Raw genomic sequence first — 13,396 nt, forward strand, 5'->3', positions numbered from 1 at the left:
GTCAGCTCTCCTTGATCGCGGTGTCGGAAGTGGTGGTCGGAATGTAGAGACGGCGTCCGTCGACCCGGCACTTCGAGGAGAAGCCGGTCAGGTGCGCGACGCGGTTCGGGTACAGCGGCTCGACGCCTTCGTTTTGGACGCAGGCCCAGTCGTTGATCTCGTTCGCGGTGGTGTCGGCCTTCGCATAGTCGTCGAAGATCACGCCCATATGCTGCTTGGCCCTGGCCTCCAGCTTCGGGGTGACCGCGACGGCGACGACGAAGTTAGCCAGGTTCTCGTGCTCGACGAGGGTGTAGCGGGGCATAGTCAGGTCTCCTTAGAGGTTTTCAGGAGGTGGGCCGGCCGAAGAACCCGGCGCTGATGAGGTCCGTGTTGTGTTTGACCATCAGGTCGTAGCAGGCGGCCTGGGCTCGGTTCATCACCTCGATCTCGTCGGCCAGTGCACCGTGGATGGTCTCGACGGCGACGTTGTCGTCCTTCCGACATAACAAAAGCGGCCCACCGGAATGGTGAGCCGCTGAGTTGTTGTGGCGTCCTTGGGTCTACTGTTCTTCGTGACAGAGCCCGTTGTCGATCAGGTACGTCTTGTCGGCAGCGAGCTGCCGGATCTTCTCGATATAGCTGGAGCTGGTCCTGGCCCGTGCTGCGGCTGCGTCCGTGATGATCCTCATTGCGGACTGCCACTCTTCTGCGCTGCCTTCTGCCTGGTGCGCCTGCTGTAGTCGTCCGATCAGGCGGTAGGACCGCACGAGATCCTGGGCCAAGTCGCTCGGTGCGGGAAGCGGCATGTGGTGGAGGCTGCCCCACGGCGTGGTGAGCAGCGCGGTCGAGCTGACAATGGCGATCTTCATTGGTCAGGGGTTCCTCTTGAAGATGAAGACGCGCCCGTTCTCCTGGACGAAGGCCTCGTCTTCCCTGAGCACGTACTCAGTTGAAGCGGGTGAGGGACGCGTACGACTTCTCGGCCTCGACCCGAACGTTGTGGGCGAGCTGCCTGTCGAACTATACGTCCGTCAGCTTCTTCGTGCCGTCGTCTGCGGCCACGCCGACGTTCTCGCGGACTTCCTCGACCATTGTGAACCGCTGCCCGTCGGCGTCAGGGTCCCAGCGGGAGCACCGGACGGCGTCCTCCCACATCCGGATGCGGACCCACACCTTCTCGATGTTCCGCGCGGTGATCTTCTCGATGCCGACGATCCGCAGCATCTTCGCCAGGTGCTCCTGCACGTCGCTCACCGGTGCCCCTCCTGCTCGATGATCGCGGCCAGCGTCAGCTCGGCCCACTGCTTCTTGACGTTCTCCACTCCGAGCCTGGAGTTCGGGTAGCCCTCGCGCGGGTTCGGCACGTTCTCGCGGATCGTCATGCTGCCAATACGCGAGCCGTCGCTGAGGCTGAACCGGTGGCCGTCGAACTCGGCGTACTCGCACGCCTCGGTCGACTCGCAGTTACAGACGCTCGTGATGCTGTCGGCGAAGATGTTGTTGCCCTTGAGGCTCTCTCCGAAGTACTTCACGGCCAGGGAGCGACGGACCTCGCCGAACACGTCCAGTGACATGTTGTGATCGTCGGCGTACTTCTCCAGCAGGACCACGTCCGTCTTGCGCTCCGCGGTCTCGTCCTGCCCCAGGCCACCGCGCGGGTCTCGGTAGTACCAGACCACTTCAACCGTTCGAGCCAGGCTCACTTCTCCGCTTCCTTCCAGTAAATACACAGGATCTTGCCAGTGCTCACGCCGGCGCACGTGATGATGTGAACGGTCTCTCCGTTCGGCCCCTCGACGTTGAAGGTACGGCGAAGGTAACCGTCGTACGTGTCCTCGACGCAGGAGTTCCGGAACTGCCTTTCGGTGATGACGTGAGGGAGCCACCCTCCGAATACGGCTCTGATGCGTGAGGAGGTAAATCGACTCGCCGACGATCGGCCGGGCATCGGGCACCAGCTCCACCACGGTACGCCGCTCCCCCAGAGCCATCGGGAGGATTCCGCGGGGCTTGTCGGCCGTGGCCCAGCGCGAGAACTCACAGTTGCCGTCGCGGAAGATGAGCCGCATTCCCTCGCGGCGGACGAAGAGGAACGTGTAGTCCGCCACCGGCTCGAACGCCCCTCCCTGCGGTACCAGCTCGTCGCCGGACTTGATGTGCGTCATGATGCCTTCCATATCCAGGCATGAAAAAAGCGGCTGCCGGTCGGCAAGCCGCGCGGATTTCTGTTGCGTCCTTGCTGCTACTGGTGGCCGTACTTCTCGCGGACCAGCGTCAGGAACCCGACGCTGAGGGTGTTGCTGACGATGCCCAGAATCCTGTCGCTGGCCCGGTCCTGGACGATCTCGCACCCCGCGTACGAGTTGGACGTCTCCAGGTGGAAGCGGTACCCGCCGTCCTCGGCGAAGTCGCACAGCGAAGACAGCTCGGAATTCTCGCAGTTGCATACCGGCACGACGTCCTGGAGCGTGATGTTCTCCGGCTCCATCTGCCCGATCGACATCCACCGTTTGGCGAGCATCGTGCGAAGGAGCTGGTCGCGCTGCTCGGGGTCACCCGGCCGTGTCATCTGCGCGGAGTCAACGATGCAGTCCTCGGTGTGGGACTTCTCCGTTCCCGTGCGTTGCCATGTCACGCGGTAGCGCGTACGGACCGACGTCTCCTCTTCGGATGCGCTGTCGCTCTCCGTCTGCTCTTCGGTCTCGAAGTGGAAGGTGTAGGAGACGAAAATCTTGTCGGGGTTCTTGACGTCGACGAAATGCAGCGTGTCCCCCTCGACCCGCCATTCCCCTTTGCGCGGCCACGCCATGAACCATGGGGTGCCCTTGCCCTCGGCATCGTCCTGAGCCCCTTGGTCTGCATCGCATGCACCGCGCGCTCCCCAGACAGGGCAGGGTGCATGTTGTTGACCACGGTCACCCGCTGCCCTTCGCGAATCCGTCGCTTGAATGCCGCCAGGCTCATGGCTGTGTTCCTCTCGGCTCTCGTTCGTTGGAGTTAGGAGGCGTAGGCGCTCAGGACCGCGTACGCCTGCGCGACGGTCGCCTCGCGCAGCCAAACGGCCGCCCACGTTCGGCCGTGGTTCTGGTCATCGACCCGCTTCACGGCCAGGGCGTGGCGGATGGTGAGGACGCCGCTCTCGTCCTTCAGGTCGGTGTATCTGGGCACGTCGCTGACGACGTGCGTCGCGGTGAGGCCCGGGAACGTGGCGGCGACCTCGCCGCGAACTTCCTCCGGCACCTCCTTGTAGCCCCGCATGGGGGTGCTGATGCTCGGCCTAATGCCTTGCGTGATACGTGCGGCCTCATGGAGGGGCAGGTGCGGGATACGGATCTCCACGCGGGTGTCGTCGGCGCCCGTGGATGTGATGCTCACCCCGAGCGGGCGTCGCTCCCCTTCCTCGTACTCCCGGATCGACGCGTTGAGCAGCTCCGGCGTGTACTCGATGAACGTGTTGTAGGTGCCGCCGTGAGCGATGGCGGGAATGCCGGCGTCCCGCAGCGGGAGAGACAGCACACGCAGGCCGGCCACAGCGTCCTCGCGTCCGAAGTGCGGCAGGATCTCGGTGCGGATGGCCTCGACCGTCCGGCGCACGGTGGTGGCCTGGTCGTCGGCGGCCTCGACCTCGGCAGTCACGTCCGCCAGGGGCTTGCGCTTGTCGGTGCTGATCGACACGTGCGCGGTCAGCAAGACCCGCTCGGTGCCGTCGTCCAGGCAGACACGGAAACCGATACGGTGCACCACGATCGCGGAACTCAAGATGGCCTCGACATGCCACTCAGGGCCGAGCATCGCGGCCGTGTCGTACGCGATCCGGAGGAGCGGTTCAGCCACGAGCGTGAAGTCGGTGTACATCGGGTCGGTCACAGTTGCTCCTACTCGTAGATGCGGTCGCTGAACTTGATGTCGGCGAGTCGCCGATTCCGATTTCATTTGTCCTCGGGGACGGTGTGGATGGGGTGTTCGTGCGGCTCGAAGCCCTCGATGAGCATGCTGTAGAACTTCGTGCCGGTGTGTGCCTGAAGGCACGCCCACATGCCGGTCTCCGGCTTCGGCGCGATCCCGATCGACTTGTGACCCATGCGGACGTCGTAGCGGCCGTCGTCGCGCTTCTGGAGGTAGCCGATCCCGCTGCCACAACCTTGCGTGTTGAAGTCCACGAGGAAGTCGCCGTCCTTCAGCGGCATAAGGGAGACGAGCACGCCGGGGGCCGGGATGAGGGAGGGCTGGACCTCGTACGACTGCGTTGTGCCGAAGCGCTCAGAGATCCGGTTGGTTCCCTCACACTCGCAGCCGTTGTTCACGCAGCAGCCGCACTGGGACGTGTCGATGACTCGCTCGTCCATCGTCCCCGCCTTCTTGCCGGCCAGTCGGCTGCCGAAGGACTGTGTCGGCGGGGTGAACCAGTACAGAGCGGAGGCCGCGTACTCGCTCGACGTGAAGCCAGGCATGGCGATGGACTCGACGCTGCGACCGGTCCAGTCAGCGACCCAGCTGCGGTCGGCCGTCTCGTAGACGATGCCCTGATACAGGAAGCCGTCGGCATCGCCGGGGGCGTCCGTGTAGACCTTGAACCGGGTCCCTTCCTCGTTCATCGGCTGGTAGTGGAACTTCGGCTCCGGCATGCTCAGTCCTTCCGGCCGGACGGCTCCGGCTTGTTGTAGCGGTAGACGAAATAGGCGGCCATCTTGCGGCTCGCGAATCCGGGGATTCCGCCGCCGTTGCAAGGGTGGGGAGGTACTCGGCGACCCAGTTCGAGCCGCTGATGTGCTCCCACACGAAGCCGTAGGAGGTGTGGATAATCGTGCGAAGTTCCAAAGGACTCATTTATTCCCCCCTTCTCAACTCCGGATTTCTGGCCCCGGGAAGCCCTGTGCCTCTCCCCGCAATGACGCGGATGCCCGATCGAATCGGGAGAGAGACTGTGAATCAATTGCCGAGCCAGACTCGGTTTTCATCGGCCCAGTGGTAGAGGTACTGGAGCTCGTCGGTGCACTTGCCGGGCGAGCCAGACTCTTCGAGCCACCCGATGATGGTCCGGAGCTGCACGATGGCCTTGTTCTCGTCTGCCATCCTGTCCAGCTTCTCGAACTCCACGTCGGAGACATAGAAGTTGGAGTGCTTGAGGACATCCGAAACCTTCGACACGATGCCCTCGAACTCGGCGATGCCGTCCTCGGTGCTCATGTCGATGTTGTGGTCGAGCACGATGTGCTTCTTGATGTCCAGCGTCTCGACCCATACGTTTGTCGGCACTGTGATCCCCTCTCCTAGTGCTCGATTCCTCAAACGGTGTACATATATCGGCGCCGTAGAGGGCGGGTTGGTGGTGCGGGTCTGCCCCAGATCCATGGCCGGGCTCGGCTGTTGAGCTGTGTGGTTGCGAGGCGGGTGGCCTGCTCGATATCGGGTGGTCCGGCGAACGACTGTCCGGCGAGTGCGGTCTTGCGGAAGATGCGCCACCAGCCTTCCTGGAGGTTGAGCCAGCAGGCGCCGACGGGGATGAAGACGTGGTGGATACGGGGATGGTCCTCCAGCCACTCGCGGGTGGACTTGCTGTTGTGCGAAGACAGGTTGTCCGTGACCACGTAGATGTCACCGACCGGGTTGGCGTTCTCGACCTTCTGCAGAAACTGCTGGTAGAAGACGCTATTGCGGGAAGAGGCGGTCATCGTGATTTCGTGGCCGTCCCGTATCCGCAGGGCACCGTAGACCCAGGTCTTCTCCGGTCCGCGGCTGTAGTCGACTTCGGATTTGATGCGGTGACCGTCCGGCGACCAGCCCGGCGCCGGCGGGAAGGCTCGCGGGATCACCGGCCCGAGCTCGTCGGCACAGACGACCGTCGCACCGTCGGGCGGGCTGGTGTACAGGCCGACGATCCTCGTCCTTTTCCCTCGAAATCCGGGTCCTTCGAACGGGTCCAGGACCGAGTACGGCGCCAGCGCACACCCTCGGCCAGCAGGATCCTGCGCACCTGAGACCGTCCCACCTCGATCCCGTCCTGGCGGGCGACAGTGGCCAGCGCATCAAGCGTCCACTCCGGCGGGCCCGACTCGTCCGCTGCCGCCAGGTCCCCGCCTGCCTGCACCGTCAGACGGCCCGGAGGCGGCATTCTGACCAGAGCGATGATCCGTGACCGCTCCGTCTCGGTGATCCGCCGTTTACGCCCCTGGCCACCGAGATCCTCCAAACCTTCCAGGCCACAACGGTTGAAGCGGTGCAGCCAGCGGCGCACAGTCTTCTGCCCGCATCCGACCTCATCCGCGATTGCTGGCACCCGCAGTCCGGCCCAGCTCAGATCCACCATTCGCGCCCGCATCACCAGATCTCGCGGAGCCTTCCGCGCCCGTGCCAGCCGCCGGATCACCGCAAGCTCATCATCATCACGGCCCGGCCGTGCCCGTAACACCATCGACCAGCACCCGCCCCCGAGCACTCGCAACCACCCCGCCACCAGCACATATACCCAGCGAAAGAGGAATCGAGCACTAGTAGGACCTGGTCAGGTTCAGCCTGCGGTGGCGTGTCCGGATGATCAGGTATGCCGTTGATCGGATGTGACGCCTGAGGAGTTGGCTGCGGTCCGGTGTGATCTGGAGGACTTCGCGGCGGATGTGTTCGAGCCGTTCGCCCGTGCGGACCAGCGCCGGTGGGGATCGGTGTACCTGCGTGGACTGCTGACGGGCGGCGGGCGCAAGTCGGTCGAGCCGATGGCCGCCCGGCTCGGTGAGGACGGGAACCGGCAGGCTCTGGCCCACTTCATCACCTGCAGCCCGTGGGATCCGGCGCATGTGCGGGCCCGGCTGGCGTGGAGGATGCAGCACGCCATCAGCCCGTCCGCGTTGATCATTGACGACACAGGGTTTCTCAAGGATGGAGAGGCGTCGGCGTGTGTGTCGCGGCAGTACACCGGCACCGCGGGCAAGGTCGCCAACTGCCAGGCAGGCGTGTCACTTCATCTCGCCTCTGACCATGCCTCGGCCGCGGTCAACTGGCGCCTGTTCCTGCCGCGGACGTGGGACCCAGCCTCGCCGGAGGCCGATCCTGCCAAGGTCGCCCGGCGCGCGCGGTGCGGCATCCCCGATGACGTCGGGCATGTCGAGAAGTGGCAGCTGGCCCTGGACATGGTCGACGAGACACGGTCCTGGGGCCTGGAAATCCCCCTCGCCGTCGCGGACGGCGGATACGGGGACACCGCCGCCTTCCGGCTCGGGCTTGAGGAACGCGGCCTGCACTACGTGGTGGGTATCTCCACCACGGTTACTGCCCAGCCGGGCGATGCAACACCGCACACTCCGCCCTACAACGGGACCGGACGCCCACCGGTGGCGAAGTATCCCGAGGCAGCCAGGAAGGTGAAACAGCTGGTCATCGACGCCGGACGTGTGGCGGCCAGACCTGTCCAGTGGCGTGAGGGATCCCGGCCCGGCACCGGCCGAAGCGGCCTCAAACGCATGTACTCCCGGTTCACGGCTCTGCGAATCCGGCCCGCCGGACGCGAGATCCGCCGCACCACACAGGGGCCCGAGCTGCCCGTGTGCTGGCTGCTGGCCGAATGGCCCGCGAAGGAGGCCGAGCCGGTCCAGTTCTGGCTCTCGAACCTGCCCGCCGACACCCCGCTGACCACACTCGTGCGGCTGGCGAAGATCAGATGGCGGATCGAGCACGACTACCGGGAGATGAAACAGGCCCTGGGGCTTGCCCACTTCGAAGGCCGCACCTGGAACGGCTGGCACCACCACGTCACCCTCGTCTCCGCCGCCCACGCCTTCTGCACCCTCCAGCGACTGGCCAGAGCCCCAAAAGAAACGGCGCCGGCCTGAGCCTCTACCAGGTAGTCCGCGAGTTACAGACGCTCCTCGCGGTCTGGGCCGGCGCCTGCCCCACCTGTCACCGCGACATACTCACAGCCACACCAACCTGACCAAGCCCTACTAGTTGTTGCGCGCCCAGCGCCGGACTCGAACCGGTCACTTTCTCCTCACTGGGCTGGCCGACTGTCACAGACCGGTCGACCGTACACTCTTCGAGAACTCCTCAGACATGTTCCTCCCCTTTCCAATCGGCCCCGGAAATCGGGGGATTGAGTTCCCTAGCCGGACTCGCACCGAACTAGGAGACCTTGATGTCTCTCCAAGGCTGTTGGTTAGCGCGGCGCTTCGAACCGCAGCGTCAGTGTGGACGCTCGACCGCCGATGTACGCATGGTCAGCCTTGTACTCGGTGATGGCAGTACCCTCGATGGTGAAATCGTCACCTTCCAGTGGCCATGTGTACCGGCTCGGCGCTCCCTTGGTCGGATTCATGCTCACCTCGAATACACTGACTTCGGCAACGCTCAGTTGCCCCCGGAACTCGTTGGCCTCGTGACTGGTCCAGTGCACGATCCAGCCCGATCGGACAAGCGCGATCAGTTCCCGGAGCCTTTCCATGTTTCCGGGGAAGATAACGTTTGCACCAGAGACCTTGGCGGATGTCTCCTTGACTCCCGGCTCAGCAAACAGCGGGCGATAGGCCACACGACGATCCGGAAATTCCGCCCCAGGCGGAATCTGATCGGTGTTCGGTCCCGGTTCGACATCCCCGAACGGAACCAGAATCGGGGGAGCCGAGACACGCTCCACCTCGTAATGGCCAGCGTGCTTGTGACCATCCCTGTAGCGGACCCTGGCGAGCCCATACACGGTCTCACCCTTCACATGGACTCGTACGCGGAGACCCGTGAGAGGCCGCTTTTCGGTTGACATAACAGTTCCTCTTTCCAGATCCTTGCGGTTCAGCGCCGCATTCGGGGATCGAACGGCTTCGCCGATGCCGATGGATTTCAGCCGCAAGCCAGCTCTGTGGCCCGCGACCAACTGCCCATCCGGAAGCGGATGGTGGTGGCCGGCGGGACATCACCCTTCAGGTCCGCCGGATCCGTGCGCCAGGCCCCGTAGGCCGCTAGCGTCGTGGATCCCGTCTCCCGCAGGCACTGCCGGATCGCGGCAATGAGCTGCTCCTGGGTCCACTTCGTCGTCGCAGTCCGGAGCTGCTGGGGTTGTTCGATCACGGCGAGACCCGCGAGCTCCAGCGCACGGTTCCAGCTGCCGAAGCGGCGCTCGTAGAGCGGAGCTGATGGATCGGCATCCCTGCGGCGCCGCTCGAACGTGCGACGTCCGAGGCTGCTCTCCCCCTGCGCCAGGCGGATGAGCACGCGTAGGAGCTGCCGGTCGGTGTAGACGACCGGACCGGGCTTCATGGGCGCGGGGACGTGCGCAGCATGCATAGTCATGGCCGGTGCTCTCCTTCTGGAAGCGGGCGCGCGTCAGAGCGTGTGCGCCTGCACGAGCTGCTGGTCGCGGGTGATGGACGCGAACACCGCATTGAAGGTCCGAGGGAACTGGCCGTAGCAGGTCGAGTCGTCCATCTCGACGGAGAGGTACGGCCGTCCCTTGAGCCAGGCCGCGGCCTGCTTGTCGACGTAGGCCGGGCTCTCACCCTCGAAGACGATCGGGTGCCAGGTCTTCTGGTCACTGCTCACGAGCAGTGTGAGCGTCAGCAGATCGACGTCGGTGGTGGCCCGAGCAGAAGCAAGAGCAGTCATGGCGAGCAGTCCTTCGTAGGAGGAGACGAGAAGCCCACGAACAGCCGCCCGAGAAGGGGCCACCCGCAGCCGACACGCGCACGACGTGTCACAGAGCCCTCCGGATCAACTCCGTTGATCCCCAAGCGCCAAACAGACCCGCAGGCACCCTGCGCACCCGAGCCCCGCCCAGCGCGCCCTCTGCACCCCCTTACATCGTGGCATTCCGACTCATCACAGACTGCCATTCGATAAGCATTTGGATAAGATATCCTCGAAGGCCAGTCGATTCAATCTGACTGGTCAGCGACAGGAGAGGCGAGGTGAGAAGCGATGAAGACCTGGAGGACGAGGAAGGCTGCGCCCGCGGCCGCAGCACTCGCTGCGGCCGCGGGCGTTCTGCTCGCCGGATGCTCCAGCGGCGACGGCAGCACAACCCAGGCGCCGTCTGCGCCGAGTCCGACCATGAGCACCGTCAAGGTCACCGATATGGCCCTCGGCGAGGCGCTGGACAAGCTCGTCCTCCAGGGCACTGAGAGTTCCAGCAAGGACGGCGGGGCCTGCCTAGCCAGCGCAGTGCGGAGGGCGGGAATGCCGGAGGAGGCGCTGGCCTACATCATCAAGGCCGACAGCGACGACATGGGTGCAGCCATCGACGGACTGAACAAGGTGAGCGAGGACGACGCTGCGCTCCTGGCCTCGCGGTCGCTGCGCGAGGACTTCGACGCGTGCATCGACAAGGCTGTACTTCCGAACGGCAGCAGCCCCAAGACTCAGAGTTACGTGCCGCCGAAGGCAGCCGCGAAGCCTGTAGCTGGCAAGCCGAACCTGAAGCCGGCTTACCAGGTCCGCGCGGATCAGCCGGTCAACTCGTCCATTGAGCTCACCAAGGGCCTGGTCTCCATGTTCTCCTCCTACGCCCGGGACGAGGGTCAGAAGGAGACCTACGCGACGGCCGGTCAGTGCCTGTCGACCTTGGTGTACAACGCGGGCTTCAGCCAGGAGGCGCTGCACTTCTTCGCCGGCGGCGCACCCCTCGGCACCGGGTCGATCGTCGAACACCTACCGAACGACAAGGACAAGACGATCTGGCAGTCGCCGAGGTTCACCCAGGGGCTCGTCGACTGCACGACGAATGCGACGCCGACTCCCGTGCCCGGCCCCTGAGCGGGCGCCCATCAGGCAGACGAAGGGCCCGGTGCGATGTGTCGCATCGGGCCTTTTCTCTTCTCGCCGTCACGCGAAGGCGGGTGTGGTCCGCAGCAGGTGGCCCCGCCCGAGAGGAAAGGAATCGAGCAGGGCCACCTGCCGCGGCGATGCGCCGCCAGGGGGGACTGACTGGGCGCGGCTGCGACTCTACTGGTATTCGAGCGGAAGCGCAAAGAGCGCCAATGGCTTATCGAGTAGTCTTGACAAGATGGCCTCATAGATCAGTCAAATAAGGCGGGCGTCCCATCGGATCGTGCCGTGGGGTCAGCCTGATCACGGATCGCCTTCCTGGGCGCGCGCAGCGCGGATGGACTCCTCCAGGGCAGCCATCAGGTCCATAACCGCGGGAGCCTCCGGCGGCGCTGCGAGTTCCCCACCGCTGATCTTGGCCTCCACCAGGCGGTCCAGGGCCGCGGCGTAGTCGTCGTGCATCTCGGGCAACTCCTCGGCGCCCAGCGCTTCGACCAACGTTTGCGCCATCGCCAGTTCACGCTCGCTTACCGGCACACCAAACGCGCGGTCCTCGGGCGGAGGACGGCGCTCGCGCGGCCAGTACACCGTGTGCAACGCGAGGCGAGCGCCGTACGGGCGGACAACCACGGGCCGCTCGCGAGTCCTGAGCGCCGTCTTGCCAACGCCTACCCGACCGCTACGCGACAAAGCCGCGGCGAGCAGGGCATACGGTCGGGCCGATCCGGGCCCGCGCGGTGAAATGTAGTAACCACGGTCGAACCACAATGGGTCCACAGCGCTCGACGGGATGAAGCCGACCAGCTCCACCGTCCGCCGGGTCGGCAAGGGAAGCTGGGCAAGGTCCTCGTCTGACAGGATCACAGTGCCGGCCTCTGTGTTGATACCGCGGGCCACCTGCTCGTAGGGCACCTCATGTCCGGCCTCGCAGACGCGTCGATGCCGAATACGGCTCCGGCATCCCTCAACGCCGTGCACCTCATGCGCCCGTCCAGCGCTCTCCCCCTGCGTAGCCGGATACAGCTCTACCGATACGGCGATCAACCCCACCGACAGCGTCCCCACCCCCGCCGGCCTCATCCCCAGCCCCCGACGTCCGGACGCGCGTCAACGCACGCTGGCGAAGCTCGGGGACCTCGCCGGTCGCTGCGCAAGCAGGCATTGTGTACGCGGGGGCCGGAGATCACGCGCCCAGAGTCTCGGTATCTCGCCGTCGGCGCACGTTGACGGCACGCGGTGACCGCTACTCGGAGGCAGGCAGTCACCTGATGGGGTCCGTAACGCGGTAGCCCGTACGTCGAAGTACCGCAGGCAGAGCTCCTTCGCCGTGGGGCTGGACCACTCGGTGGTCGCGTCATTCCTTGACTTCCGTGCCGGAGGAGCGGGGGAGAGGCCAGGCGAGCTCCGTGCTGCCGCTCCTAGCGCTGGCCCACTCGCCACGGGGGCGAGGTGGAGCCGGTAGGAGGTCGGGGAACCAGCGGTGCGCCAGAAGGTGGCGACGGTCTGGACCTCGTCCCAGATGTCCCGGGGCCCGCAGGCCGCAACGGTCCAGCCCGGGGTGGGTGGTGGGCCAGGAGCCGCACGCGGGGGCGCCGATCCGGTGCCCCGGCCGGATATCCAGCTCCTGCAACAGGTCGACGGTCATGCCGACCGGACATCGACGTGATCGACCCACTGGCCAGAGGGCCCCTGGATTCGGCCGCCGGGGAGGATCGTTGCCTTCGGCAGCGGCGTGGCACGAGACACGGAAGCGCCGGCCGACCAACTGCGGATCACGCGGCCCGCCCAGCCGCCTACCGCCGCCCTGACGCCGATGACCGCCGTGATGGAAACGATCACGGCCGTACCCTCCGCCGAGATCGGCCCTCGCACCCCAGTAGTGCCAAACCACGTGGTGACGCCTGCTGAACGCGAACGCTCCGCTTCGTCAGTGCTGAGGGATGTGTTCAGGCAGCCTCTTCGCGGAGCAGGCGATAGGCCGCCTCAGCTGGTGGCGCCGACCAGGCGACGCATGATCGTCATCAGTTCGTTGGGCGGGGAGATGCTCATCGTCCGGCTTTCCTGGTCGAAGAGTGTGATCGATGTCAGGGTGCCGGCGCGCCACCAGAACACCCGGGAGGAGAGGCGTCCGGGGCCGTCCTCGTAGGCGCCTTGCCCGAACTGTGCCAAGGCGTTGGCGGCCTCGGCCACGTGCCTGTCGGTGAGCGGATAGAACACGAGGTTGTGCCGGTTCGGGACGACTAGCAGCACACCCTCGTCCGGTATGTCGGGGCCGTCGGCAGCCCGCACCGCCTCGTCGAAGACGAGCACCTTGCTGGCCGCGAACACCGACTCCGGGTGGCCGAGGATGTGGAGGACCGCGCCACCGGGGAGATCGTAGGTGTCGTAGTTGACCGGCTCGCTGAGCAAGTTGGTACGCGCGGTGGCCGCGAGGGTGTCCCATTCGACGAGGGCCACGTCGCGGTCATCGAGGACGCGGACGTTGTCAGGGGTGTCGAGGGCGATGCCCGCCAGGAGGTCTGTAGCCAGCGGTTGCAGGTAACTGAATTGCCCTCGTGCTTCCTCGGGTATCGATTCCTCGGCGACCAGCCTCAGGTACACGCTGCGCAGGGGGTCCGGGGCACTGCTGTGGTCGGTGCGGGCTGAAAGGTCACTCATACGCGGTTCCTTG

At 65.5% G+C, this 13,396-nt stretch carries 19 protein-coding genes; 2 read left to right on the forward strand and 17 right to left on the reverse strand.

The genetic code is table 11. From position 1 onward, the window contains the following. Window position 1: 1 nt before the first annotated feature. From K9S39_RS05150 to K9S39_RS05205, 12 genes are all read right to left on the reverse strand, one after another. Complete coding sequence (locus tag K9S39_RS05150) at window positions 2–304, reverse strand: hypothetical protein (protein WP_248862178.1); 303 nt, start codon at window positions 302–304, stop codon at window positions 2–4. 22 nt (window positions 305–326) lie between these two features. Next, a complete protein-coding gene (locus tag K9S39_RS05155; protein WP_248862179.1) occupies window positions 327–491 on the reverse strand; it encodes a hypothetical protein in 165 nt (54 codons plus the stop codon). A 51-nt stretch (window positions 492–542) separates the two neighbouring features. Beyond that, window positions 543–851, reverse strand: coding sequence for a hypothetical protein (locus tag K9S39_RS05160; protein WP_248862180.1), 309 nt, complete (start codon window positions 849–851; stop codon window positions 543–545). A gap of 151 nt (window positions 852–1,002) precedes the next feature. Next, entirely contained in the window at window positions 1,003–1,236 is a 234-nt protein-coding gene (locus tag K9S39_RS05165; RefSeq protein ID WP_248862181.1) for a hypothetical protein, read from the reverse strand. Further along, window positions 1,233–2,159, reverse strand: a complete 927-nt coding sequence (locus K9S39_RS05170) for a hypothetical protein (RefSeq protein WP_248862182.1) — start codon at window positions 2,157–2,159, stop codon at window positions 1,233–1,235. The genes K9S39_RS05165 and K9S39_RS05170 overlap by 4 nt, the downstream gene beginning before the upstream one ends. Window positions 2,160–2,224: 65 nt before the next feature. After that, the gene (locus K9S39_RS05175) at window positions 2,225–2,791 is read right to left on the reverse strand and encodes a hypothetical protein (protein ID WP_248862183.1); all 567 of its coding nucleotides are present in this window, start codon (window positions 2,789–2,791) and stop codon (window positions 2,225–2,227) included. A gap of 188 nt (window positions 2,792–2,979) precedes the next feature. Then, complete coding sequence (locus K9S39_RS05180) at window positions 2,980–3,849, reverse strand: hypothetical protein (RefSeq protein ID WP_248862184.1); 870 nt, start codon at window positions 3,847–3,849, stop codon at window positions 2,980–2,982. A gap of 62 nt (window positions 3,850–3,911) precedes the next feature. Continuing rightward, on the reverse strand, window positions 3,912–4,607 hold the full coding sequence (locus K9S39_RS05185; RefSeq protein WP_248862185.1) for a hypothetical protein: 696 nt from the start codon (window positions 4,605–4,607) through the stop codon (window positions 3,912–3,914). 2 nt (window positions 4,608–4,609) lie between these two features. Next, window positions 4,610–4,759, reverse strand: a complete 150-nt coding sequence (locus K9S39_RS05190; RefSeq protein WP_248862186.1) for a hypothetical protein — start codon at window positions 4,757–4,759, stop codon at window positions 4,610–4,612. A gap of 152 nt (window positions 4,760–4,911) precedes the next feature. Next, window positions 4,912–5,238, reverse strand: a complete 327-nt coding sequence (locus K9S39_RS05195; RefSeq protein WP_248862187.1) for a hypothetical protein — start codon at window positions 5,236–5,238, stop codon at window positions 4,912–4,914. A gap of 29 nt (window positions 5,239–5,267) precedes the next feature. Beyond that, complete coding sequence (locus K9S39_RS05200; RefSeq protein WP_319949626.1) at window positions 5,268–5,861, reverse strand: IS630 family transposase; 594 nt, start codon at window positions 5,859–5,861, stop codon at window positions 5,268–5,270. Beyond that, window positions 5,792–6,394, reverse strand: a complete 603-nt coding sequence (locus K9S39_RS05205; RefSeq protein ID WP_319949532.1) for a helix-turn-helix domain-containing protein — start codon at window positions 6,392–6,394, stop codon at window positions 5,792–5,794. The genes K9S39_RS05200 and K9S39_RS05205 overlap by 70 nt, the downstream gene beginning before the upstream one ends. Window positions 6,395–6,539: 145 nt before the next feature. Here K9S39_RS05205 and K9S39_RS05210 point away from each other — a divergent pair, with 145 nt between their 5' ends. Then, a complete protein-coding gene (locus tag K9S39_RS05210) occupies window positions 6,540–7,805 on the forward strand; it encodes an IS701 family transposase (protein WP_248862188.1) in 1,266 nt (421 codons plus the stop codon). A 323-nt stretch (window positions 7,806–8,128) separates the two neighbouring features. Here K9S39_RS05210 and K9S39_RS05215 read toward each other — a convergent pair whose 3' ends face one another. Genes K9S39_RS05215 through K9S39_RS05225 form a run of 3 tightly spaced genes read right to left on the reverse strand, consistent with a single transcriptional unit; the run spans window position 8,129 to window position 9,567 of the window. Next, window positions 8,129–8,815: a hypothetical protein gene (locus K9S39_RS05215; RefSeq protein WP_248862189.1), complete on the reverse strand. Its 687-nt coding sequence runs from the start codon at window positions 8,813–8,815 to the stop codon at window positions 8,129–8,131. Further along, window positions 8,806–9,255 carry a homing endonuclease associated repeat-containing protein gene (locus tag K9S39_RS05220; protein ID WP_248862190.1) on the reverse strand — a complete coding sequence of 150 codons (450 nt, stop codon included), beginning with the start codon at window positions 9,253–9,255 and terminating at the stop codon, window positions 8,806–8,808. The genes K9S39_RS05215 and K9S39_RS05220 overlap by 10 nt, the downstream gene beginning before the upstream one ends. Window positions 9,256–9,288: 33 nt before the next feature. Further along, entirely contained in the window at window positions 9,289–9,567 is a 279-nt protein-coding gene (locus K9S39_RS05225) for a hypothetical protein (protein ID WP_248862191.1), read from the reverse strand. Between the two features lie 312 nt (window positions 9,568–9,879). On the opposite strand from K9S39_RS05225, the gene K9S39_RS05230 reads away from it, so the two are divergent. Next, window positions 9,880–10,713 (forward strand): hypothetical protein, encoded by an 834-nt coding sequence (locus tag K9S39_RS05230; protein WP_248862192.1) that lies wholly within the window; start codon window positions 9,880–9,882, stop codon window positions 10,711–10,713. A gap of 315 nt (window positions 10,714–11,028) precedes the next feature. On the opposite strand, the gene ku is transcribed toward K9S39_RS05230, so the two are convergent. After that, window positions 11,029–11,805: a non-homologous end joining protein Ku gene (gene ku / locus K9S39_RS05235; protein WP_248862193.1), complete on the reverse strand. Its 777-nt coding sequence runs from the start codon at window positions 11,803–11,805 to the stop codon at window positions 11,029–11,031. A gap of 903 nt (window positions 11,806–12,708) precedes the next feature. After that, the gene (locus K9S39_RS05240) at window positions 12,709–13,383 is read right to left on the reverse strand and encodes a hypothetical protein (RefSeq protein WP_248862194.1); all 675 of its coding nucleotides are present in this window, start codon (window positions 13,381–13,383) and stop codon (window positions 12,709–12,711) included. Window positions 13,384–13,396: the final 13 nt, after the last annotated feature.

This window comes from Streptomyces halobius (assembly GCF_023277745.1).
GTDB lineage: Bacteria > Actinomycetota > Actinomycetes > Streptomycetales > Streptomycetaceae > Streptomyces > Streptomyces halobius.

Bases quoted from the DNA above. Each gene is read 5' to 3' on its own strand.
- K9S39_RS05150 (WP_248862178.1), bottom strand. From the start codon at position 304: ATGCCCCGCTACACCCTCGTCGAGCACGAGAACCTGGCTAACTTCGTC.
- K9S39_RS05160 (WP_248862180.1), bottom strand. From the start codon at position 851: ATGAAGATCGCCATTGTCAGCTCGACCGCGCTGCTCACCACGCCGTGG.
- K9S39_RS05170 (WP_248862182.1), bottom strand. From the start codon at position 2,159: ATGGAAGGCATCATGACGCACATCAAGTCCGGCGACGAGCTGGTACCG.
- K9S39_RS05175 (WP_248862183.1), bottom strand. From the start codon at position 2,791: ATGGCGTGGCCGCGCAAAGGGGAATGGCGGGTCGAGGGGGACACGCTG.
- K9S39_RS05185 (WP_248862185.1), bottom strand. From the start codon at position 4,607: ATGCCGGAGCCGAAGTTCCACTACCAGCCGATGAACGAGGAAGGGACC.
- K9S39_RS05205 (WP_319949532.1), bottom strand. From the start codon at position 6,394: ATGGTGTTACGGGCACGGCCGGGCCGTGATGATGATGAGCTTGCGGTG.
- K9S39_RS05220 (WP_248862190.1), bottom strand. From the start codon at position 9,255: ATGACTATGCATGCTGCGCACGTCCCCGCGCCCATGAAGCCCGGTCCG.
- K9S39_RS05225 (WP_248862191.1), bottom strand. From the start codon at position 9,567: ATGACTGCTCTTGCTTCTGCTCGGGCCACCACCGACGTCGATCTGCTG.
- K9S39_RS05230 (WP_248862192.1), top strand. From the start codon at position 9,880: ATGAAGACCTGGAGGACGAGGAAGGCTGCGCCCGCGGCCGCAGCACTC.
- ku (WP_248862193.1), bottom strand. From the start codon at position 11,805: ATGAGGCCGGCGGGGGTGGGGACGCTGTCGGTGGGGTTGATCGCCGTA.
- K9S39_RS05240 (WP_248862194.1), bottom strand. From the start codon at position 13,383: ATGAGTGACCTTTCAGCCCGCACCGACCACAGCAGTGCCCCGGACCCC.